The following is a 21,039-nucleotide window of genomic DNA, read 5'->3' as shown; positions in this document are numbered from 1 at the left end:
CCTTGCGGGATAGGGTGCACCTGGTGCCGAGCAACGATGCTATCGTGTGGCACCGTCCTACCAACGCTCAACTGAGCAACAACGCCATGCCCGGATCGCCCTTGGCCATCGCGCGCTGATAGGCCGGGCGGGCCCCGATGCGGGCGAGATAGGCGCGGATGTTGGGAAACGGCGCGAGGTCGTAGGGCAGGAAGTAGCGCATGGTCGTGAGCGAGAACACGGTCATGATGTCGGCGGCCGTGAGCGCTGAGCCAGCGAGATAGTCGGCCTCGCCGCAGCGCGCCTCCAGGAGCGCAAACGCGCGGTCGAGTCGCGTGCGCATGGCGACGAGCATGGCGTTGTCGTCCGGCAGGTTGAGCCGGTTCAGGATCATCAGCCGGCCCATCGCCGCCTGCAAGGTGCCGTTGGCGAAATGAAACCAATACAGGAACGGCGCGAAGCCGGCGTCGTCAGGCCCGGGCCGCAAGCGCCCCTGGCCGTATTTCGCGACGATGTAGTCGACGACAGCGCCGGACTCCGCGAGCACCAGCTCGCCGTCGGTGATGACGGGCGCAGTGCCGATCGGATGCAGCGCCTTGTACTCCGCCGGCGCCAGGATCGTCCTGGCGTCGCGCGCGTAGCATTTCAACTCATAGCGAATCTCCAGCTCCTCGCAGAGCCAGACGATGCGTTCGGATTGGGACTTTCCGAGGTGGTGAACGGTGAGCATGCGCTACTTGACCATGGCGCCATAGACGATGTCCTGCACCTGCTCGCGATAATATTTGCGCAGGTCGCCCGGCGCGGCCGTGCCAACCACCACGACGAGCCGCTCCTTGGGATCGCAGAAGAACTGCGTGCCATAGGCGCCGTTCCAGCTGAACTCGCCGGGATTGCCGGGCACCGCCGACAATCCCTCGCTGACGCGCACGGCGACGCTCAGCCCGAAGCTGAAGCCGGCGCGATGCGGCTCGACATTGGCGACGGTGTTCTTGATCTCGGGGCCGAGATGGTTGGAGGTCATGTGATGCACGGTCTTCGGACTCAGGATGCGCGCACCGTCGAGCTCGCCGCCGTTCAGCAGCATCTGGCCGAAGCGGACATAGTCGCCGATGGTCGCGAACGCGCAGGCACCGCCGCAATCCGATTTGAGCGGCGTGTCCAACAGCTTGATCGCCTGCGGCTTGCCGGTGAGCGGATCGTTCGGGAACGGCCGCGCCAGCCGCGGCCGCTGCGCGTCTGTCGGCGCGAAGGTCGCATCGACCATGCCGAGCGGCTTCCAGACATTGTTGGCAAGATATTCGCCGAGCCGCTGCTCTGCGACCTTCTCGACCACCGCACCGAGCACGTCGATCGAGAAGCCGTATTCGAACTGCGTGCCCGGCTGATGCGCCAGCGGCAGCTTGGTGATGCGCTCGATGAAGGCCTGCGTGTCGCCCTCGATCGCCGGCGCCGTGCCGTCGGGATAGAGCCGCGCCACCTGGCTCGAGCTGTCGGGCCGGCCGCCATACATCAGGCCCGAGGTGTGGCGATAGAGATCATGGATCAGGATGGGCCGGATCTGCGGCGCCAGCAGCAGCGATCCGGCCTCCTGCGTCACGCCCACCTTCATGTCGGCAAAGGCCGGATAATAGTCGGCGAGCTTGGCCTGCAGCGGCAGCCGTCCCTGTTCCATCAGCGTGAGCCCGGCGACCGCCGCCATCGGCTTGGTCATCGAGGCCAGCGCGAAGATCGCGTCCAGCGGCATCGGCGTGCCCTTGACCGGATCGAGCTGGCCATAGGCCTTGTAGTGCACCAGCTTGCCGTCGCGCGCGATCGCCACCACGGCGCCCGGCACCCGCTTGGCCGCGATCTCGCGGGTGAAGAAATCGTCCATCCGGGCGAGGCCCGCCTGGGAGAAGCCGACCTCGTCGGGCTTGGCTTCGGGCAACGGGGCGGCGGCGAGCGGCGTGGCGAGCGCGGTGAAGGCCGCGGCGGCCGCCGCGAGAATGAGCTTGTTCAAGAATACCTCCCTGACGCGAACTCGATCCCACTTGTGGTCACGGGATTCAACGATGTCCGCTTGCCTAAGGAGTAGGGCAGCACGCAGCGAACGACAAGCGCTCGCAACACGATCACGTCGCGGATGATCACGTTCGCGGCTGCACAAGTGACGCCATCTCACTGGCTCGTTCATGCCGCGCTGCCAACCAGCGCGACAACTGGCAGCCACGTCCCTCGACAGATCACGCGGTCTGGGTCCCGGCGTTCGCCGGGACGACAGCGGAGGGGATGGCGAGCAGCGCGCCACGCCCTTCCGACGTCGTCCCGGCCTTGAGCCGGGACCCATAGCCACCGATGCTGGACTTGGATGCACTGGAGCAGCATCGCCGAATCAACGGCGGGAACAGTGCACGCCGGGGAGGATTGATCACGATCCACCCTCGTTGAGATCACCACCATGACCGCAGCCGAACTCGCCAATCACTATCGCGCCTATATCGTCTGCCTGAATGCGCAGGCCTGGCCGGCGCTCGGCGACTTCGTGCATGACCGTGTCGTGCATAACGGCCAGCCGCTCGGCCTCGCCGGTTATCGCGACATGCTGATCGGCAACTTCGCCGAGATTCCCGATCTTCGCTTCAACATCGGCCTGCTGCTGTCCGACCCGCCGCGGATCGCGAGCCGGCTGGACTTCGACTGCACGCCGAAGGGCGAATTCCTCGGCCTGCCCGTGAACGGCCGGCGCGTCGCCTTCAGCGAGAACGTGTTCTACGCGTTTCGGGACCGCCGGATCGCTGAGGTGTGGTCGGTGATCGACAAGGCCGTGATCGAGACGCAGCTCGCGTAGATGTGAGCGAGGTTGCGGAGAGAATGGGAAGCTCCCTGCGCGCTGTTAGATGTAGTGCCTCTCCCCTTGTCGGAGAGGGCATCGCCGACCTATCCATTTACGCGGTTGGGTGAGGGGTCTCTCTCCACAAGCGCGACTCGCGGAGAGAGACCCCTCACCCAACCGCGCTTGACGTTGATTTCGTGCATGCCCTCTCCGACAAGGGGAGAAGGCGCATTCATAAGCACTGGCGAATGACTGCGAACACCAGCGCAGACGCCTGATGATCAGTTGTTAGTTCGCCCTGTCCTCACCCGATCGCCACCCCGCCGCCAATGGTACGATTCAGCACCTGCGTGGTTCGCTCGATGCGTTCGGCGGCGGCGTTCAGGGCCTTGGCCACCGCCACCTGCGTGGCGCGAGCGCGGTCGGCGGATTGGTTGCGCACGTTGCGCAGGCCTTCGAGCTCCTGCTCCAGCATCTGCACGCGCTGATTGGCGTCGATCAGCTCATCGCACACGGTGAGCGCGGCCATCACGGTCAATCGGGCGTCGCCGATCTCGCCGAACTTGCCGCGCAGATTGGTGATGCGCGTTTCGAGGCTCTCGGCGAGCTTGAGCAGCCGCAGCTCCTGGCCCTCCTCGCAGGCCATGCGGTATTGGCGGCCGTTGATGGTGACGTTGATGTGGCTCATTCGTCATCCTCGTCTTCAGCGCCGTCCTGCCCGCCGCCATTGAGCACCGCGCGGATGGTGCCGATCGCCGTGTCGAGACGCTCGGCAATCTCGCGGTTGGTGCGCTCGAGCCGGCGCGTCTTCATCAGGGAGCCGTCGAGTTCGTCCGCAAGGCGCGAGCGGTCGGCACCGAGCGCCTGGATGCGCGTCGCCAGCTCGTCCTCGTCGCGATCCGCCTCCCGCCGCCGCTCGACCGCGCTCTCCAGCGCGTCGAGCGCCGTCATGAGTCGCCGCGTCGCTGCCTCCAGATCGGCAGCGCTGGGTTCCACCTGACCGGCAAGATTGGCAGGGTGATCGTTCATGGCACGGATGCGAGGCCCTTACACCGCCCGGGGATAGCGACAAAAGCCGCTGTCCGGCAAGCGTTTACGGGCAAAATCTTACGTGCTGGGCGAGCCAAGCGCAACGCTCGGCCGAAACTATGCACTACTAAGCAACTTTTGGGACGTCCGGGACGTTGCATTGCCTTTGATTCCCGGAACTGAGGTGCTAATCAGCCCGCAAAATCCCGGCCCGCCAGCAATACCGGCGGCTCTCCTGTCATCAGCATTTCACGTTTGGACGGATTCCAGCATGACGCAGGTCGATCATTCCCGCATGGCCAACGCCATCCGCGCGCTCGCAATGGACGCCGTCGAAAAGGCGAAATCAGGCCATCCCGGCCTGCCGATGGGCGCCGCCGACGTCGCCACCGTGCTGTTCACCCGCGTGCTGAAATACGATGCCGCAGCGCCCGCCTGGCCGGACCGCGACCGCTTCGTGCTGTCGGCCGGCCACGGCTCCATGCTGCTGTACGCGCTCTTGTATCTCACCGGCAACGAGGAGATGACGCTCGACCAGATCAAGCGCTTCCGCCAGGTCGATTCGCTGACCCCCGGCCATCCGGAGAATTTCCGCACCAAGGGCATCGAGACCACCACCGGCCCGCTCGGCCAGGGCATCTCCACCGCGGTCGGCATGGCGCTGGCCGAGAAGATGCTGCAGGCGGAGTACGGCAAGAAGATCGTCGACCATCACACCTACGTGCTGGCCTCGGACGGCGACCTGATGGAGGGCATCTCCCAGGAAGCGATCGCGATGGCCGGGCACTGGAAGCTCAACAAGCTGATCGTGCTGTGGGACGACAACGGCATCTCGATCGACGGACCGCTGTCGATCGCCGATTCGGTCGACCAGGTGAAGCGCTTCAAATCGGCCGGCTGGGCCGCCGAGCTGATCGATGGTCATGACCCGGAAGCGATCGCGGCCGCGATTGCGCGGGCGCAGAAGTCGAGCAGGCCGTCGCTGATCGCCTGCAAGACCACGATCGGCTACGGCGCCCCGACCAAGGCCGGCACCTCCAAGGTGCATGGCGAGGCGCTCGGCGCCGAGGAATTGAAAGGCGCCAAGGAGAAGCTCGGCATCTCCTTGGAGCCGTTCTCCGTGCCCGACGACGTGCTCGCCGCCTGGCGCGAGGCCGGCCGCCGCGGCGCGGCCGTGCGGACCGAATGGGAGACCCGGCTCGGCGAGATGGGCCCGCGCAAGCGGGCGGAGTTCGAACGCCGGCTGCGCCACGAGCGCCCCGCCGCGCTGTCGAAAGCGCTGAAGGACCACAAGAAGGCGCTGCTGGAGAACCCGCTCAACATCGCCACCCGAAAGTCGTCCGAGGCCGCGATCGAAGTCATCGCCGCCGCGATGCCGTTCGAGTTCGTCGCGGGCTCCGCCGACCTCACGGGCTCCAACAACAACAAGGCGAAGTCGGCCGTCTCGTTTTCGGCCAAGACGCCGAAGGGCCGCTTCATCCATTACGGCATCCGCGAGCACGGCATGGCGGCGTGCATGAACGGCATCTTCCTGCATGGCGGCTTCGCGCCGAACGGTGCCACCTTCCTGGTGTTCTCGGACTATGCGCGCGGCGCGATGCGGCTGTCGGCGCTGATGGGTGCCGGCGTGGTGTATGTCATGACCCACGATTCGATCGGCCTCGGCGAGGACGGCCCGACGCACCAGCCGGTCGAACATCTCGCGGCGCTGCGCGCGATGCCGAACATGCGCGTGTTCCGCCCCGCCGACGCGGTCGAGACCGCCGAGTGCTGGGAGCTGGCACTCAACCGGACCAACGGCCCGACCGTGCTGGCGCTGACGCGGCAGAACCTGCCGCAGCTGCGCACCAATGCTCCGGCGGACAATCCCTGCAGCCATGGCGGCTATGAGCTGGTCGCCGCGCAAGGTGAGGCCAAGGTGTCGCTGTTCGCGACCGGCTCCGAGGTCGAGATCGCGGTGGCCGCGCAGAAGCAGCTCGCCGAGCGCGGCATCCCCGCGCGCGTCGTCTCGGTGCCGTCGCTGGAGCTGCTGCTCGAGCAGCCGGCCGAGGCCAAGGCGAAAATCATCGGCAACGCGCCGGTCAAGATCGCCATCGAGGCCGCGGTGCGCTGGGGCTGGGATGCGGTCATCGGCCAGGACGGCATCTTCATCGGCATGCATTCGTTCGGCGAGAGCGGCCCGGCCAAGGAGCTGTACAAGCACTTCGGCATCACCGCGGAAGCGGCGGTGGATGCGGCGGTCAAGCGGCTGGGCTGATCGTATCACGGCGCAGTCGCTCTATACCCTCATGGTGAGGAGGCGCGTAGCGCCGTCTCGAACCATGAGGCCCGCGTCGAAAGCACTGGCCTCGCCCTTCGAGACGCCCGCCTTCGGCGGGCTCCTCAGGGTGAGGAGATAGATTGACTGTGACGCGGCAAGACGAGGACAATACGAGAGCCGGCTCGCCTTGAGACGCCGGTTGTCGTGACATTCGGAATCCTCCTGATCCCCATGCCCTCGTCCTCCAACGCCCCGACCGACACGGCCGATCGCGCACTGGCGGTGTTGCATTCGGTATTCGGGCTGCCGGGCTTTCGCGGCGCGCAGGAGAAGGTGGTCCGGCATGTCGCCGCGGGCGGCAATTGCCTGGTGCTGATGCCGACCGGCGGCGGCAAGTCGCTGTGCTATCAGCTGCCGGCACTGCTGCGGAAGGGCTGCGGCATCGTGGTGTCGCCGCTGATCGCGCTGATGCGCGACCAGGTCGCCGGCCTGATCGAGGCCGGCGTCAACGCCGCGGTGCTGAACTCCACCCTGTCGCGCGAGGAAGCCGATGAGGTCGAGCGGCGGCTGATCGTCGGGGACCTCGACCTGCTCTACGTTGCGCCCGAGCGGTTGGTGACGCCGCGCTGCCTGTCGCTGCTGGAGCGCGCGGAGATCGCGCTGTTCGCGATCGACGAGGCGCATTGCGTGTCGCAATGGGGGCACGACTTCCGCCCGGAATATATCGGCCTCTCGGTGATCGCCGAGCGCTTCCCCGACGTGCCGCGCATCGCGCTGACCGCAACCGCCGACGAGCTGACGCGCAAGGAGATCGCCGAGCGGCTCAGCCTGACCGATGCGCCGCAATTCGTCGCGAGCTTCGATCGCCCCAACATCCGCTACGAGATCGTCGACAAGAACAACGGGCCGGCCCAGCTCAAGGCCTTCATCAAGGACCGTCATGCCGGCGATGCCGGCGTGGTGTATTGCCTGTCGCGCGCCAAGGTCGAGGACACCGCGGCGGCGCTGAACGAGGCCGGCATCACGGCGATCCCCTATCACGCCGGGCTCGATCCGGCGGTGCGTTCGCGCAACCAGGACCGCTTCATCAACGAGGACGGCGTCGTGGTGGTCGCCACCGTCGCCTTCGGCATGGGCATCGACAAGCCGGACGTGCGCTTCGTCGCACATCTCGATCTGCCCAAGAGCATCGAGGCCTACTACCAGGAGACCGGGCGCGCCGGGCGCGACGGCAAGCCGTCGACGGCGTGGATGGCCTATGGTCTCTCCGACATCGTGCAGCAGCGCCGGATGATCGACGAATCCACCGGCGCCGAGGCCTACAAGCGGATGTCGATCCGCAAGCTCGATTCATTGGTCGCGCTCGCCGAGACCGCAGGCTGCCGGCGCAAGTTGCTGCTCAGCTATTTCGGCGAGAGCCCGGCGGGCGAGAGCTGCGGCAATTGTGACAACTGCGTGTCGCCGCCGAAGTTGCGCGACGGCAAGGTGATCGCGCAGAAGCTGCTGTCCTGCGCCTATCGCACCGGCCAGCGCTTCGGCGCCATGCATCTGATCGACGTCCTGGTGGGGCGCGCCACCGAGCGCGTCAAGCAGTTCGGACACGATCAATTGTCAGTGTTCGGCATCGGCCGCGAACTGAATGAGAAGCAGTGGCGCGCGGCGCTGCGCCAGCTGGTGGCGATGGGCCATCTCGTGCCGGACAGCGAGGCCTATGGCGCGCTGAAATTGACGGAGAGCTCCCGCGGCGTGCTGAAGGGCGAGACGCCGGTCATGCTGCGCGAGGAGACCGCAAGCTCGGTCCGCGCGATCCGCGGCAAATCCCGGCGGGGCGAGCTGGTGGCGCGGCCCGCCGCGGCTGCCGATGCGCCCCTGCTCGCCAGCCTGCGCGCCTGGCGCTCGGAGATCGCGCGCAAGCGTGGTGTACCAGCCTATGTGGTACTGCACGACGCCACCATCGACGGCATCGCCAGCGCCCGTCCGACCACGCTCGGCCAGCTGCGCGACATCCCCGGGATCGGCGACAAGAAGCTCGAGCACTACGGCGAGGAGCTGCTGGCGCTGATCAATGCTGCGCGGTCGGCAGGAGCCGGATCGCCGCCAGACAGTTGAGGTTTGCGCGAAAAAGGTCTACCAGAAGGCCCTTATCGTCCGCTCCCGTCCGGCAGAACCGGTCGGCATTAGTTCCAAAACCCTCGTGGCGCCCCTGTTGGGAGGACGCAGACGGGGACGAGAAACGTCATTGAAGGAGACGAAAATGGCAGTCCGGGTCGGGATCAACGGGTTTGGCCGCATCGGCCGCAACGTTCTGCGCGCCATCGCGGAATCGGGCCGCAAGGACATCGTGGTGGTCGGCATCAACGATCTCGGCCCGGTCGAGACCAACGCCCATCTGCTGCGCTTCGACAGCGTGCACGGCCGCTTCCCCCACACGGTGACGGTCGACGGCGACACGATCGACATCGGCAGCGGCAAGATCAAGGTCACCGCGGAGCGCGATCCGTCGAAGCTGCCGTGGAAGGATCTCGGCGTCGACATCGCGCTGGAATGCACCGGCATCTTCACCTCCAAGGACAAGGCCTCCGCGCATCTGACCGCCGGCGCCAAGCGGGTGCTGGTCTCGGCCCCGGCCGACGGCGCCGACGCCACCATCGTCTACGGCGTCAACCACACGACGCTGACCAAGGATCACCTCGTCGTCTCCAACGGCTCCTGCACCACCAACTGCCTGGCGCCGGTCGCCAAGGTGCTGAACGACACGGTCGGCATCGAGACCGGCTTCATGACCACGATCCACGCCTACACCGGCGACCAGCCGACGCTCGACACGATGCACAAGGATCTCTATCGCGGCCGCGCGGCGGCGATGTCGATGATCCCGACCTCGACCGGTGCCGCCAAGGCGATCGGCCTCGTGCTGCCGGAGCTGAAGGGCAAGCTCGACGGCGTCGCGATCCGCGTGCCGACGCCGAACGTCTCGGTTGTCGACCTCAAGATCGTCGCCAAGCGCAACACCGAGCCGAAGGAGATCAACGAGGCGATCAAGCGCGCCGCCGAGCAGGAGCTCAAGGGCGTGCTCGGCTACACCAACGCGCCGAACGTTTCGATCGACTTCAACCATGATCCGCACTCCTCGACGTTCCACATGGACCAGACCAAGGTCATGAACGGCAACCTCGTGCGCGTGATGTCCTGGTACGACAACGAGTGGGGCTTCTCCAACCGCATGGCCGACACGGCCGTCGCGATGGGCAAGCTGCTGTAACGTCCTTCCATCGTCATTCCGGGATGGTCCGAAGGACCAGACCCGGAATGACGGCTCGAGGAAACGTCATGGCCCTTCCGCACTGGATCGGAATTCCCGGCGTCATTCTGCTGATCGGCCTCATTGCCTACGGCTTCCGCCAGGGCGGCAAGCTCAAGACACCGAACCGTGATGGAATGGACAGCGGTGGCTTCTCGCCGCCATCGGACTCGTCTCCGACGGACCCTCACGGATAACGCCCACCACAACGCATGGTGAAACATGGCAGGAAACTTCCGAACCCTCGACGACGTCGACGTCAAAGGCCAGCGCGTGCTGCTGCGCGTCGACCTCAACGTGCCCATGGAGAATGGCCACGTCAGCGATGCCACGCGCCTCGAGCGCGTCGCGCCCACGATCAATGAGATCGCGACCAAGGGCGGCAAGGTGATCCTGCTCGCCCATTTCGGCCGGCCCAAGGGCCGCGACGCCAAGGATTCGCTGAAGCCGGTCGCGGCCGCGCTGTCGCAAGTGATCAAGCGCCCGGTCGCCTTCGCCGATGACTGCATCGGCGAGCCGGCCGCCACCGCCATCGCCGCGATGAAGGACGGCGACGTGCTGTGCCTGGAGAACACCCGCTTCCACAAGGAGGAAGAGAAGAACGATCCGGCGTTCGTGGGCGAGCTCGCAAAGCTCGGCGACATCTGGGTCAACGACGCGTTCTCCGCCGCCCACCGCGCCCATGCCTCGACCGAGGGCCTCGGCCACAAGCTGCCGGCCTATGCCGGCCGCACCATGCAGGCCGAGCTCGACGCGCTCGACAAGGCGCTGGGCCGCCCGGCCAAGCCGGTCATCGCGATCGTCGGCGGCGCCAAGGTCTCGACCAAGATCGACCTGTTGGAAAACCTCGTCACCAAGGTCGACGCGCTGGTGATCGGCGGCGGCATGGCCAACACCTTCCTGCATGCGCAGGGCGTGCAGATCGGCAAGTCGCTGGCCGAGAAGGATCTGGCGGCCACCGCGCTCAGGATCATGGAGAAGGCGGAGTCCTCGAACTGCGCGATCATCCTGCCGGTGGACGCCACCGTGTCGTTCCACTTCGCGGCCAACTCGCCGTCCTTCGCCTACGGCCTCGACGCGATCCCGCCGGACAGCATGATCCTCGACGTCGGCCCGCAATCGACCGCGCGTATCCATTCCGCGATCGACGACGCCGCGACCCTGGTCTGGAACGGCCCGCTCGGCGCGTTCGAACTGACCCCGTTCGACCGCGGCACCATGGTCGCGGCCAAGCATGCGGCGGAGCGCACCAAGGCCAAGAAGCTGATCTCGGTGGCCGGTGGCGGCGATACGGTGGCGGCGCTGAATCAGGCCGGCGTGGCCGGCGACTTCAGCTACGTCTCCACCGCCGGTGGCGCCTTCTTGGAATGGATGGAAGGCAAGCCGCTCCCGGGCGTGGAAGTGCTGAAGGCCTAATACCCTGAGCTTGTCGGCCATGGATGTTTCTGTTATGTTCCATCCATGGCCGAGACCCCGACAGACGTTGTCCACTCGATCCTGATCAAGATCCAGGAGAGCGTTGGTGCGTTCCGATCAGAGTTTGGCCAATTCAGACAATCGACCGAGACGCGGCTTGACGCCCTGGAAGTCTTAATCCGCAAACAGCGTCGCGATTCCGCTGGCATGCTGGTCATGATGCGCGCGGCCGCCAGCGACTTCGACGAACGTGTCACCGAGGTCGAGGAGCGCATCGCCGCTCTCGAAGCCAGGAAGAGCTGATCCCGCGTTGTCGGCTCGCGGCGCGCTCTCGGGGTTGATAACCTTGGGTGCCGCCTGACCGCCCCCTCCTCTCGCCTGCGTCGCCGCCACCCTTGGATTCCGCCGATCACCGCGTTATGCACGGTGCAGCCGTTTCGACGCGTGCGTCAGCCGCACGGTCCAATTCTTATCCCAGGGAGTTCCAGCCATGGCCCGCATTACCTTGCGTCAATTGCTCGATCACGCGGCGGAGCACGATTACGGCGTCCCGGCCTTCAACATCAACAACATGGAACAGGCGCTGGCGATCATGACGGCGGCCAGCGCAGCCGACGCCCCGGTCATCATCCAGGCCTCGCGCGGCGCCCGCGCCTATGCCAACGACGTCATGCTCAAGCACATGATGGACGCGCTGACCGAGATCTATCCGCAGATCCCGATCTGCGTGCATCTCGACCACGGCAACGAGCCGGCAACCTGCATGACCGCGATCCAGTCCGGCTTCACCTCGGTGATGATGGACGGCTCGCTGAAGGCCGACGGCAAGACCCCCGGCGACTGGGAGTACAATGTCGGCGTCACCAAGACCGTGACCACGATGGCGCATCTCGGCGGCATTTCGGTCGAAGGCGAGCTCGGCGTGCTCGGTTCGCTCGAGACCGGCATGGGCGACAAGGAGGACGGCCACGGCGCCGAAGGCAAGCTGTCGCACGACCAGTTGCTGACCAATCCCGACGAGGCCGTGAAGTTCGTCCAGGAGACCAAGGTAGACGCGCTCGCGATCGCCATGGGCACCTCGCACGGCGCCTACAAGTTCACGCGCAAGCCGGACGGCGACATCCTCGCCATGAACGTGATCGAGGAGATCCACCGCAAGCTGCCGAACACCCATCTCGTCATGCACGGCTCGTCGTCGGTGCCGCAGGACCTCCAGGAGATCATCAACTCCTTCGGCGGCAAGATGAAGCCGACCTGGGGCGTGCCGGTCGCCGAGATCCAGCGCGGCATCAAGAACGGCGTGCGCAAGATCAACATCGACACCGACAACCGCATGGCGATGACCGGCCAGATCCGCAAGGTTCTGTCGGAGCACCCGGAAGAGTTCGATCCGCGCAAGTACCTGAAGCCGGCGATGGAAGCGATGACCAAGCTCTGCAAGCAGCGCTTCGAGGAGTTCAACACCGCGGGCCAGGCCGGCAAGATCAAGCGCGTGCTGACGACCGCCGAGATGGCCAAGCGCTACGCCGGCGGCGAGCTCGACCCGAAGGTGGCGTGAGCGTCTCGCTCAAGCTCGGAATTGCTCAACCTAGATAGCTCGCCGCGACCCCGGTGAGCTCCCCTCGCCCTTGCGGCGAGGGGAGCCGACTGCCGCGGACGTGAGAGATCGTTCAACCCACGACAATGAACTCCCCGTTCACCTCTGTGCGAGCCTGCCTCAGCTACGGCCAATGTTTGCTCGGCAACGGCCCGAGAACCGTCTAGTTTGACGGGCAGGGCAGATGCCGTCTGGAGCAGATGATGGACATCTTCGCATTCACCACCGTCGCCACTGCGACGGCGGCGCCCGGCCTGGGCCATCCCGCCGCCGGTAAAGCGGCCCGCGACAGGCTTGCGGATCACCGCTCCGCGTACTACCCGCAGAGAGCACGCCTCGCCCCATGGCGGACCGTGCCTCATCGCATCGACAATGACAGAAATCCCCGCTACCTGGTGGCGTTGCGCGAGAAGAAGGCGGCCTAAGTGTCCGGCAAGACCACATCCGCGCGGCCCGAGCCGCGCCTCTATCTGGCGACGCCGGTGGTGACCGACGCCGCGGCGCTTGCCGCCAGCCTGCCCGCGATCCTCGCCAGCGCCGACGTCGCCGCGGTGCTGGTGCGGCTTCAGGACAGCGATCCGCGCAGCATGATCACCACCGTAAAGGCGCTGGTGCCGGCCATCCAGGGCGCCGGCGCGGCGCTGTTGATCGATGGCCATCCCGACATCGTGGCACGTGCGGGCGCCGACGGCGCACATCTGAGTGGCATTGCCGCCTTGGAAGACGCGTTGCCCGGCCTCAAGCCGGACCGCATCGCCGGGGGCGGCGGACTGTCGACGCGGCATGATTCGATGCGGGCCGGAGAGCTCGGCGCCGACTACGTGCTATTCGGCGAGCGCGACGCGCAGGGCCGGCGGCCGTCGCCGGACGCCGTCAACGAGCGTCTGGCGTGGTGGGCCGAGCTGTTCGAGCCGCCCTGCGTCGGCTATGCGATCTCGCTGAAGGAAGCGGCCGACTTCGTCGCCGCGGGCGCGGATTTCGTGCTGGTCGACGATCTCGTCTGGAACGATCCGCGTGGGCCGGCGGCCGCGCTGGCCGAGATCGGTGCGACGATCCGGCAGGCCCATGCCGCGGCGCCGGCCGCCGTCGCTGGACAGGGCTGAACGGCTGGCGATGACGGTGCTGCGCCTGACATGCTTCGTTGCTGCGCTCCTGGTCCTGGGGAGCGGCGCGCGCGCGCAGATCTCGTTGACACCGCCGGCCTTGCAACAGCCGCCGGCCGACAAGCCCAAGCCTGTCGAGAAGCCCGAGAGGGCTGCCGAGAAGCCGAAGCCACCCGCTCCGGCGACCGCCGCGAAGAAGCCGGCTCCTGCCCCCTCGGCCAAGCCGACGACTCCGGCCCCCGCGCCGACGCCACAGGCCGCGGCCAACGATCCCAATGTCGACCTGGTCTACGGCGCGTATCAGCGCGGCCAATACAAAACGGCTTTCGACTTGGCGACGCCGCGTGCGCAGGCCGGCGATCCCAAGGCCATGGCGATGCTCGGGCAGCTCTATGAGAACGCCCAGGGCATCCGCCGCGACTATGAGAAGGCGGCGATCTGGTACAAGCGCGCCGCCGAGGCGGGCGACCGCGAGGCGATGTTCGCGCTGGCCATGATGCGGCTGGCGGGACGCGGCGGGCCGGTCGACAAGCCGGAGGCGGTGAAGCTGCTCGCCTCCGCCGCCAAGCTCGGCGAGCCCAAGGCTGCCTATAACCTTGCGCTGCTCTATCTCGACGGCCAGACCTTGCCGCAGGATCTCAAGCGCTCCGCCGAGCTGCTGCGGATGGCCGCGGACGCCGGCAATCCGGAGGCGCAATATGCGCTGGCAACCTTCTACAAGGAGGGCACCGGCGTTCCCCAGGATCTCGAAAAGGCCGCCCGCCTGCTGCAGGCGGCGGCGATCGCCGACAATGTCGACGCCGAGGTCGAATACGCCATCGCGCTGTTCAACGGCACCGGAGTGCCGAAGAACCAGCCCGCCGCGATCTCGCTGTTGCGCCGGGCGGCTCGGCAGAACAGCCCGGTGGCCCAGAACCGCCTTGCATGGGTGCTGCTGTACGGAATCGCCACCCAGATGGATAAGGTCGAAGCCTATAAATGGCACCTGGTGGCCAAGACCGCCGGCAAGGGTGACCCCAAGCTGGACGAGAAGTTCGCCGATATGCCGCCCGAGGACCGCGCCAAGGGCGAGCAGGCCGCCAAGCGCTGGCTCGGCACCATCAAGTGACCCGACGCTTCCGGCCTTGACGCGGCGCCCCCTTCAGGGCACCCACAGCCAGCCATTTTCATCCGCCTCCGCCCCCCCTACCGGCGAGGCGCGCACCGCAAGGTGCGGTCAGCCCAGCGCATCGAGCACATGATTCACTCCGCCCTCATCAATGTCATGGTCAAGGCCGCGCGCCGGGCCGGCCGCAACCTCAAGCGCGATCTCGGCGAGATCGAGCACCTCCAGGTGTCGCTGAAGGGACCGGCGAACTTCGTCTCGCGCGCCGACAAGAAGGCCGAGGAGATGCTGTACGAGGATCTCTCCAAGGCCCGGCCCGGCTATGGTTTCCTCGGCGAGGAAGGCGGCAAGCGCGAAGGCAGCGACAAGTCGCACACCTGGATCGTCGATCCGCTCGACGGCACCACCAATTTCCTGCACGGCATCCCGCAATTCGCGATCTCGATCGCGCTCCAGCGCGAGGACACCGTGATCGCCGGCGTGATCTACAATCCGGCCAATGACGAGCTCTACATCGCCGAGCGCGGCAAGGGCGCGTTCCTCAACGACCAGCGGCTGCGCGTCGCGGCGCGCAAACAGCTGCATGAATGCGTCATCGCCTGCGGCCTGCCGCATATCGGCCGCGGCGACCACCAGCTGTTCCTGCGCGAGATGACCTCGCTGCAGGTCAAGGTCGCCGGCCTGCGCCGCTTCGGCGCCGCCTCGCTCGACCTCGCCTTCGTCGCCGCCGGCCGCTTCGACGCCTATTGGGAACGCGACCTGCAGCCCTGGGACATCGCGGCCGGCATGATCATGGTGCGCGAGGCCGGCGGCACCGTGTCCGGCATCGACGGCAAGGAGGATGCGCTGGCCACCGGGCACGTGGTGTGCGGCAACGAGGTCATCCACCGCGAACTGGTGAAGGTGCTGAAGGCGGCGGCGTAGGGATCCGATCTTACTGGCGTTTGGACCCAGGCTATCGCCTCTCGCTCGCTGTCATCATCCGCGAAAGCGGATGATCCAGTACGCCGTGACGGCTGTGATGAACACGACCACTTGCGTTTACTCGATGCCCGCCTTCGCGGGCATGACGGTGCTGGGTGATGTTGGCGCGGCCGTCGCTCCACGCGCGGTGTCGTCCCGGCCTTGAGCCGGGACCCATAACCAGCGGCCGCCGCGATTAAGCGAGAACGGTCGACCAGCGTGCCTCAAACATCTCCCTGTGGTTATGGATCCCGGATCGGCGCGCGCGTGCCGCGCGCTTGTCCGGGACGACACCGAGGGTGGAGCTGACGGCTGGGCTCTGCCCGCGAAAAGCTACCTGCGTCCGCTGGTGAATGCCTGCGGTGTCGCGCCGGGCAGTGCCGGTGAATTGATGTCGCTGTCGGTGCGGTCGGAGGACTGGCCGGCATAGCTGAAACCGAGCGACAGGCTGACATTGGAGGTCGGCTTGAACTCCACGCCACCGTTGATCGCGTAGGCCGGCGTCGAGGTGGAGCGCCCGTCGAACGTCGCGAACGGACCGCCGAGGCCAGGGGTGACCTTCAGCGCCTCGAAGCCGCCGTAGAAGCTGACGCCGCTCTTGAAGGTGTAGCCGTATTGCGCGCCCTCGGTGGTGTAATTGCCGAGCGCGCCATAGCGGTTGATGATGTTCGAGCTGAGGCCCATGCCCGCCAGCGACGCCCAGTTGTTGGACACGCTGTAGCGCCGCGCAAAGAAGCCGCTGTCGCGGCCATCGGCGGTAAAGCTCGGAAAATTGCCATAGGAGTCGAGGCTGCCGGAGTCGCTGAAGCCGACCGGCCAGCCGGAGAGCCAGTACTTCACAGGACCGGACTGGGCTTGCGCAGCTTGACCACCAAGGCAGATGGCGGCGAGCGCGAATGCGAGAACAGATTTGCGAGAGATCATCGACATGCCGTTTCCGTTACATGTCGGAGAACAATACACGCAGCGAGCGGGGAACTCCAGTTGCGAGGATGGAGCACCATTTCCCGCATCGGCGGTGCGCTTCCCTCCTCCTGGCGAGGATGGCAGCGCACCGCCAGCGTGGCGAGATTGCGGCTCAATCGCTCGAGCGAGCCATCGCGATTGTGATCATCTACGGCTTCACCGGCGCCGGCGGTCCATAGGCTTGCGGCTCCGCCCCCTTCTTCTTCTCACGATCCCCCGCCAGAACGCGCTGCACCGAGACGAAGAACACCGGCACCATCAACAGCGCGAGAATCACCACCGCGATCATGCCGCCCATGACGTTGGTGCCGAGCGCCTGCTGGCTGGCGCCGCCGGCGCCTGTCGCCATCGACATCGGCAGCACGCCGCAGACGAAGGCGAGGCCGGTCATGATGATCGGGCGGAAGCGCAGCGAGCACGCCTCGACGGTCGCCTCGACCAGCGGCTTGCCGTGCGCGCGCAGATCCTTGGCGAACTCGATGATCAGGATCGCGTCCTTGGCGGCGAGACCGATGATCGTGATCAACGCGACGGTGAAGTAGACGTCGTTGGACAGCCCGCGCAGATTGGCCGCGACCACCGCGCCGAGGATGCCGAGCGGCACCGTCAGCAGCACCGCGAGCGGAATCGTCCAGCTCTCGTACAGCGCGGCGAGACAAAGGAACACGACCAGCGCCGACAGGCCGAGCAGCAGCGGCGCCTGCGAGCCCGACAGCTTCTCCTGCAGCGACTGTCCGGTCCATTCATAGCCGAAGCCGCGCGGCAGCTTGGCGGCGAGACGCTCCATCTCGTTGAGCGCATCGCCCGAGGTGAAGCCTGGCTTCGCCTCGCCGGAGATACGGATCGCCGGGTAATAGTTGAAGCCCGCGATCTGGGTCGGTCCCTTCGCCCACTGAATGGTGGCGAACGACGAGAACGGCACCAGCTGGCCCTTGGCGTTCTTGACGCTGTAGTTGAGGATGTCGTCCGCATTCATGCGGCTGATGCGGTCGGCCTGCACCACGACGCGCTGCATGCGGCCACGATTGGGGAAATCATTCACGTAGTTCGAGCCGAGATTGGTCGAAATCGTGTTGTTGATGTCCTCGAAGGTGACGCCGAAGGCGCCAGCCTTCTCGCGGTCGATCATCAGATTGACCTGAGGTCCCTGCGGCAGGCCCTCGACATAGACCTTCTGCAGCACCGGGCTGGCATTGGCTTCCGCGATCAGCTGATCCGCAGCCGCAACGAGCGCGGTGTAGCCCTTCTGGCCGCGGTCCTGCAGGCGGAAGCTGAAGCCGGAGGAGTTGCCGAGATTGTCGATCGGCGGCGGCTGCAACGCGGTGATCTTGGCGTCACGCAAGCCGGCGAGATCGCGATTGATGTCGGCGACCAGCGCCGCCGCGCTGTCGTGCTTGCCGCGCTCCGACCAGTCCTTCAGCGAGATGAAGGCCTGCGCGGTGTTGACGCCCTGGCCGGCATAGCTGAAGCCGGTGAGGAAGGTGACGTCCTCGATGCCCTCGCGCTTGGCGAGATACTTCTCGACAGCCTCCACAGCCGCCTGCGTCCGCGCATAGGATGAATCCGCCGGCGTCTGCACGTCGGTCGTGATGAAGCCCTGGTCGTCGACCGGCAGGAAGCCGCCGGGCAGCTGGATGAAGGCCCAGGACAGGCCGACGATGAAGATCGCGTAGATCAGCATCAGTCGGCCGGTACGCCGCAAGCCGCCGCGCACGACGCCGACATAGCGGTTGCGGCTTCCGTCCATGAAGCGATTGAACCAGCCGAACACGCCGGTCCGGGCATGGCCGTGGCCGGCCTCGACCGGCTTCAGCAGGGTCGCGCACAGCGCCGGCGTCAGCGACAACGCGAGCAGCGCCGAGAAACCGATCGCCGCGACCATCGTGATCGAGAACTGGCGATAGATGATGCCGACCGAGCCGGGGAAGAACGCCATCGGCACGAACACGGCCATCAGCACCAGGGTGATGCCGATGATGGCGCCGGTGATCTGGCTCATCGCCTTGCGCGTCGCCTCCTTCGGCGACAGCCCCTCCTCGCTCATGATGCGCTCGACGTTCTCGACCACGACGATGGCGTCGTCGACGAGGATGCCGACCGCGAGCACCATGCCGAACATCGTCAGCATGTTGATGGAGTAGCCGACCAGCATCAGGGTGGCGCAGGTGCCGAGCAGCGCCACGGGCACGACGATGGTCGGGATGATGGTGTAGCGGATGTTCTGCAGGAACAGGAACATCACCACGAACACCAGCACCACGGCCTCGACCAGCGTCATCAGCACGCGCTTGATCGAGGCCTTCACGACGGGGGTGATGTCGTAGGGGATCTCATAGGCGATGTTGGACGGGAAGAAGCGCGACAGCTCCTTCATCTTGGCTTCGACGGCGCTCGCGGTCGCCAGCGCGTTGCCGGTCGGCGACAGCAGCACCGAGAGACCCGCCGTCGGCTTGCCGTTCAAGCGGGTGTTGAACTGATAGCTGAGGCCGCCGATCTCGATGCGGGCGACGTCGCGCAGCCGCACCGTCGAGCCGTCGGCATTGGCGCGCAGGATGATCGCGCCGAACTCGTCCGGCGAATCGAGCTGGCCCTTGACCAGCACCAGCGCCGAGGTGCGCTGCACGGTCGTGGCCGGCTCGGCGCCGATGCTGCCCGAAGCCACCTGCGCATTCTGCGCGCCGATCGCCTTGGTGACGTCGTCGGCGGTGAGGCCGTAACCGATCAGCTTGGCCGGATCGAGCCAGACGCGCAGCGAGCGCTCGGTCGAATACAGCGTGGCGCGGCCGACGCCGGGAATACGGCGGATTTCGCCGAGCACGTTGCGGATCATGAAGTCGCCGAGGCCGACCTCGTCGAGGCTGCCGTCGGTCGATTGCAGGGTTATGATCTGCAGCACGGCGGCCGAGGCCTCCTCGACCAGGATACCCTGCTGGATGACGGCGCGCGGCAGCCGCGCCTCGACGCGCTTGAGGCGGTTCTGCACCTCGACCGAGGCGTCGTTGGTCGACGTGCCCGGCACGAAGTTCGCGGTGATCTCGACTTGCCCCAGCGAGTCGCTGGTCGACTCGAAGTTGAGGATGCCGGAGGCGCCGTTGAGCTCCTCCTCGATCAGCCGCGTCACGCTATTGTAGAGGTTCTCAGGCGAGGCGCCGGGATAGCTGGTCGAGATCGAGATCGAGGGCGGCGCGATGATCGGATATTGCGCCACCGCCAGCAGCGGGATCGCGATCAAGCCGATCAGGCAGATGAAAAGCGCGACGACCCAGGCGAAGATCGGCCTGTCGATAAAGAAACTCGGCATCAGGACTTACCGCGACGCTGACTTCGTTTCGAGCTGAGCCGCCGCGCTGACCTCGGTCCAGGCCTGGGGCGCGACCTTGTCGCCGGCTGCAAACTTCTGGAAGCCGTCGACCACGACCTTGTCGCCGGCGCGCAGTCCGTCGGTGATCAACACCAGGCCATCCTGCACCGGTCCGGTGCGGATCGGACGCGCGATCGCACGGCTGTCGTCGCGGATGACATAGACTTCGGAGCCGCCGGCGGCATTGCGCTGCACCGCCTGCTGCGGAACCGCGACCGAGTCGCTGTCGATGCCCTGCTCGATGCGGACGCGGACATACATGCCCGGCAACAGCTCGCGCTTGGGATTGGCGAACTCTCCGCGCAGGGTGACCTGCCCGGTCGCGGCATCGACCTTGGCGTCGGAGAACAGCAGCTTGCCCGGAATCGAATAGGGCGTGCCGTCGTCGAGCACGAGGCGGACCTTGATCGCATCGGGCGAGATCTGATCGAGATCGCCCGACTCGAAGGCGCGGCGCAGGCGGTTGAGCTCGCTGACCGACTGGGTGAAGTCGGCATAGATCGGATCGAGCTGCTGGATCGTGACAAGCGAGGTCTCGTTCTGAACGGCAATCGCGCCCTCGCTGAGCTGGGCCGCGCCGACGATGCCGTCGATCGGCGCGCGCACGGTCGCGTAGTCGAGATTGAGCTGGGCGCGGGCGAGATCCGCCTTGCGCGCCTCGATGTCGGCGGCGGCCTCGCGTTCTCCCGAGATCGCCTTCTCGTTTTCGACCGCCGGGGCGGCGCGCTCCTTGAACAGTTGCGCGATCCGGTTCGCCTGCTGCACGGCGCGCTCATGCACCGCCTCGGCCTTGGCGAGCGCGGCGCGGCTCGACAGGATCTCGACCTCGAACGGCTTCTGATCGAGGCGGTAGAGCGGATCGCCGGCCTTGACCTCGCTGCCCTGGCGGAACAGCCGCTCGACGATGATGCCGGACACCCGCGGCCGCACGTCGGAGACGCGGGTGGGCGCGATGCGGCCGGGCAGCTCGCGGACGATCGCCCGCGCCTTCTGCTCGACGGTGATGATGCCGACGTGGGGAACCACGACTTGCTCATTGGCGTGAGCCTGAGCCTGAGAACCTTCGTTGCAGCCGGCCAGCAGCGGCGCGGCTGCGAGCATCAATGCACTGCTGAGCAGCGACGCGCGAAAACGAGACATGAGT

Annotated in this window: 19 protein-coding genes; 12 read left to right on the top strand and 7 right to left on the bottom strand. The window is 66.5% G+C overall.

What is annotated here, in order from left to right:
• Positions 1-67 precede the first annotated feature (67 nt).
• Positions 68-709, bottom strand: a complete 642-nt coding sequence (locus HL666_RS25045) for a glutathione S-transferase family protein (RefSeq protein ID WP_172184151.1) — start codon at positions 707-709, stop codon at positions 68-70.
• A gap of 3 nt (positions 710-712) precedes the next feature.
• On the bottom strand, positions 713-1,981 hold the full coding sequence (locus HL666_RS25040; protein WP_172184149.1) for a serine hydrolase domain-containing protein: 1,269 nt from the start codon (positions 1,979-1,981) through the stop codon (positions 713-715).
• Positions 1,982-2,419: 438 nt separating this feature from the next.
• Here HL666_RS25040 and HL666_RS25035 point away from each other — a divergent pair, with 438 nt between their 5' ends.
• Positions 2,420-2,809, top strand: coding sequence for an ester cyclase (locus HL666_RS25035; RefSeq protein WP_172184147.1), 390 nt, complete (start codon positions 2,420-2,422; stop codon positions 2,807-2,809).
• Between the two features lie 289 nt (positions 2,810-3,098).
• On the opposite strand, the gene HL666_RS25030 is transcribed toward HL666_RS25035, so the two are convergent.
• Together HL666_RS25030 and HL666_RS25025 are read right to left on the bottom strand one after the other, a co-directional pair.
• Positions 3,099-3,482 (bottom strand): cell division protein ZapA, encoded by a 384-nt coding sequence (locus tag HL666_RS25030; RefSeq protein ID WP_172109994.1) that lies wholly within the window; start codon positions 3,480-3,482, stop codon positions 3,099-3,101.
• Positions 3,479-3,823, bottom strand: coding sequence for a DUF4164 domain-containing protein (locus HL666_RS25025; protein WP_172109995.1), 345 nt, complete (start codon positions 3,821-3,823; stop codon positions 3,479-3,481). Before HL666_RS25025 ends, HL666_RS25030 begins: the two co-directional genes overlap by 4 nt.
• A 271-nt stretch (positions 3,824-4,094) precedes the next feature.
• Here HL666_RS25025 and tkt point away from each other — a divergent pair, with 271 nt between their 5' ends.
• The 11 genes from tkt (at position 4,095) to HL666_RS24970 (ending at position 15,529) form a co-directional block, all read left to right on the top strand.
• Positions 4,095-6,080, top strand: a complete 1,986-nt coding sequence (tkt, locus tag HL666_RS25020) for a transketolase (protein ID WP_172184145.1) — start codon at positions 4,095-4,097, stop codon at positions 6,078-6,080.
• 234 nt (positions 6,081-6,314) lie between these two features.
• Positions 6,315-8,192 (top strand): DNA helicase RecQ, encoded by a 1,878-nt coding sequence (recQ, locus tag HL666_RS25015; protein WP_172184166.1) that lies wholly within the window; start codon positions 6,315-6,317, stop codon positions 8,190-8,192.
• A gap of 145 nt (positions 8,193-8,337) precedes the next feature.
• A complete protein-coding gene (gene gap, locus HL666_RS25010) occupies positions 8,338-9,345 on the top strand; it encodes a type I glyceraldehyde-3-phosphate dehydrogenase (protein ID WP_172184143.1) in 1,008 nt (335 codons plus the stop codon).
• 68 nt (positions 9,346-9,413) lie between these two features.
• A complete protein-coding gene (locus HL666_RS25005; RefSeq protein WP_172184141.1) occupies positions 9,414-9,581 on the top strand; it encodes a hypothetical protein in 168 nt (55 codons plus the stop codon).
• 25 nt (positions 9,582-9,606) lie between these two features.
• Positions 9,607-10,800 (top strand): phosphoglycerate kinase, encoded by a 1,194-nt coding sequence (locus tag HL666_RS25000; RefSeq protein ID WP_172184140.1) that lies wholly within the window; start codon positions 9,607-9,609, stop codon positions 10,798-10,800.
• A gap of 45 nt (positions 10,801-10,845) precedes the next feature.
• Complete coding sequence (locus HL666_RS24995; protein ID WP_172184138.1) at positions 10,846-11,103, top strand: hypothetical protein; 258 nt, start codon at positions 10,846-10,848, stop codon at positions 11,101-11,103.
• Between the two features lie 187 nt (positions 11,104-11,290).
• On the top strand, positions 11,291-12,358 hold the full coding sequence (gene fba, locus HL666_RS24990) for a class II fructose-bisphosphate aldolase (RefSeq protein WP_172134409.1): 1,068 nt from the start codon (positions 11,291-11,293) through the stop codon (positions 12,356-12,358).
• A 242-nt stretch (positions 12,359-12,600) separates the two neighbouring features.
• Positions 12,601-12,822, top strand: a complete 222-nt coding sequence (locus tag HL666_RS24985; protein WP_172184136.1) for a hypothetical protein — start codon at positions 12,601-12,603, stop codon at positions 12,820-12,822.
• A complete protein-coding gene (locus HL666_RS24980; protein ID WP_172110003.1) occupies positions 12,823-13,500 on the top strand; it encodes a thiamine phosphate synthase in 678 nt (225 codons plus the stop codon).
• A gap of 10 nt (positions 13,501-13,510) precedes the next feature.
• Complete coding sequence (locus HL666_RS24975) at positions 13,511-14,608, top strand: tetratricopeptide repeat protein (RefSeq protein ID WP_172184164.1); 1,098 nt, start codon at positions 13,511-13,513, stop codon at positions 14,606-14,608.
• Positions 14,609-14,737: 129 nt separating this feature from the next.
• Entirely contained in the window at positions 14,738-15,529 is a 792-nt protein-coding gene (locus HL666_RS24970) for an inositol monophosphatase family protein (RefSeq protein ID WP_041756125.1), read from the top strand.
• Positions 15,530-15,901: 372 nt separating this feature from the next.
• Here HL666_RS24970 and HL666_RS24965 read toward each other — a convergent pair whose 3' ends face one another.
• From HL666_RS24965 to HL666_RS24955, 3 genes are all read right to left on the bottom strand, one after another.
• Complete coding sequence (locus HL666_RS24965) at positions 15,902-16,498, bottom strand: outer membrane protein (RefSeq protein WP_172134412.1); 597 nt, start codon at positions 16,496-16,498, stop codon at positions 15,902-15,904.
• Positions 16,499-16,682: 184 nt separating this feature from the next.
• Entirely contained in the window at positions 16,683-19,835 is a 3,153-nt protein-coding gene (locus tag HL666_RS24960; RefSeq protein ID WP_172184134.1) for a multidrug efflux RND transporter permease subunit, read from the bottom strand.
• 6 nt (positions 19,836-19,841) lie between these two features.
• Complete coding sequence (locus HL666_RS24955; protein ID WP_172110008.1) at positions 19,842-21,035, bottom strand: efflux RND transporter periplasmic adaptor subunit; 1,194 nt, start codon at positions 21,033-21,035, stop codon at positions 19,842-19,844.
• Positions 21,036-21,039: the final 4 nt, after the last annotated feature.

This window comes from Bradyrhizobium aeschynomenes (genome assembly GCF_013178945.1).
Lineage (GTDB): Bacteria > Pseudomonadota > Alphaproteobacteria > Rhizobiales > Xanthobacteraceae > Bradyrhizobium > Bradyrhizobium aeschynomenes.
The sequence above is the reverse complement of the archived record's forward strand: the minus strand, read 5'-3'. Positions and strand labels throughout refer to the sequence as shown.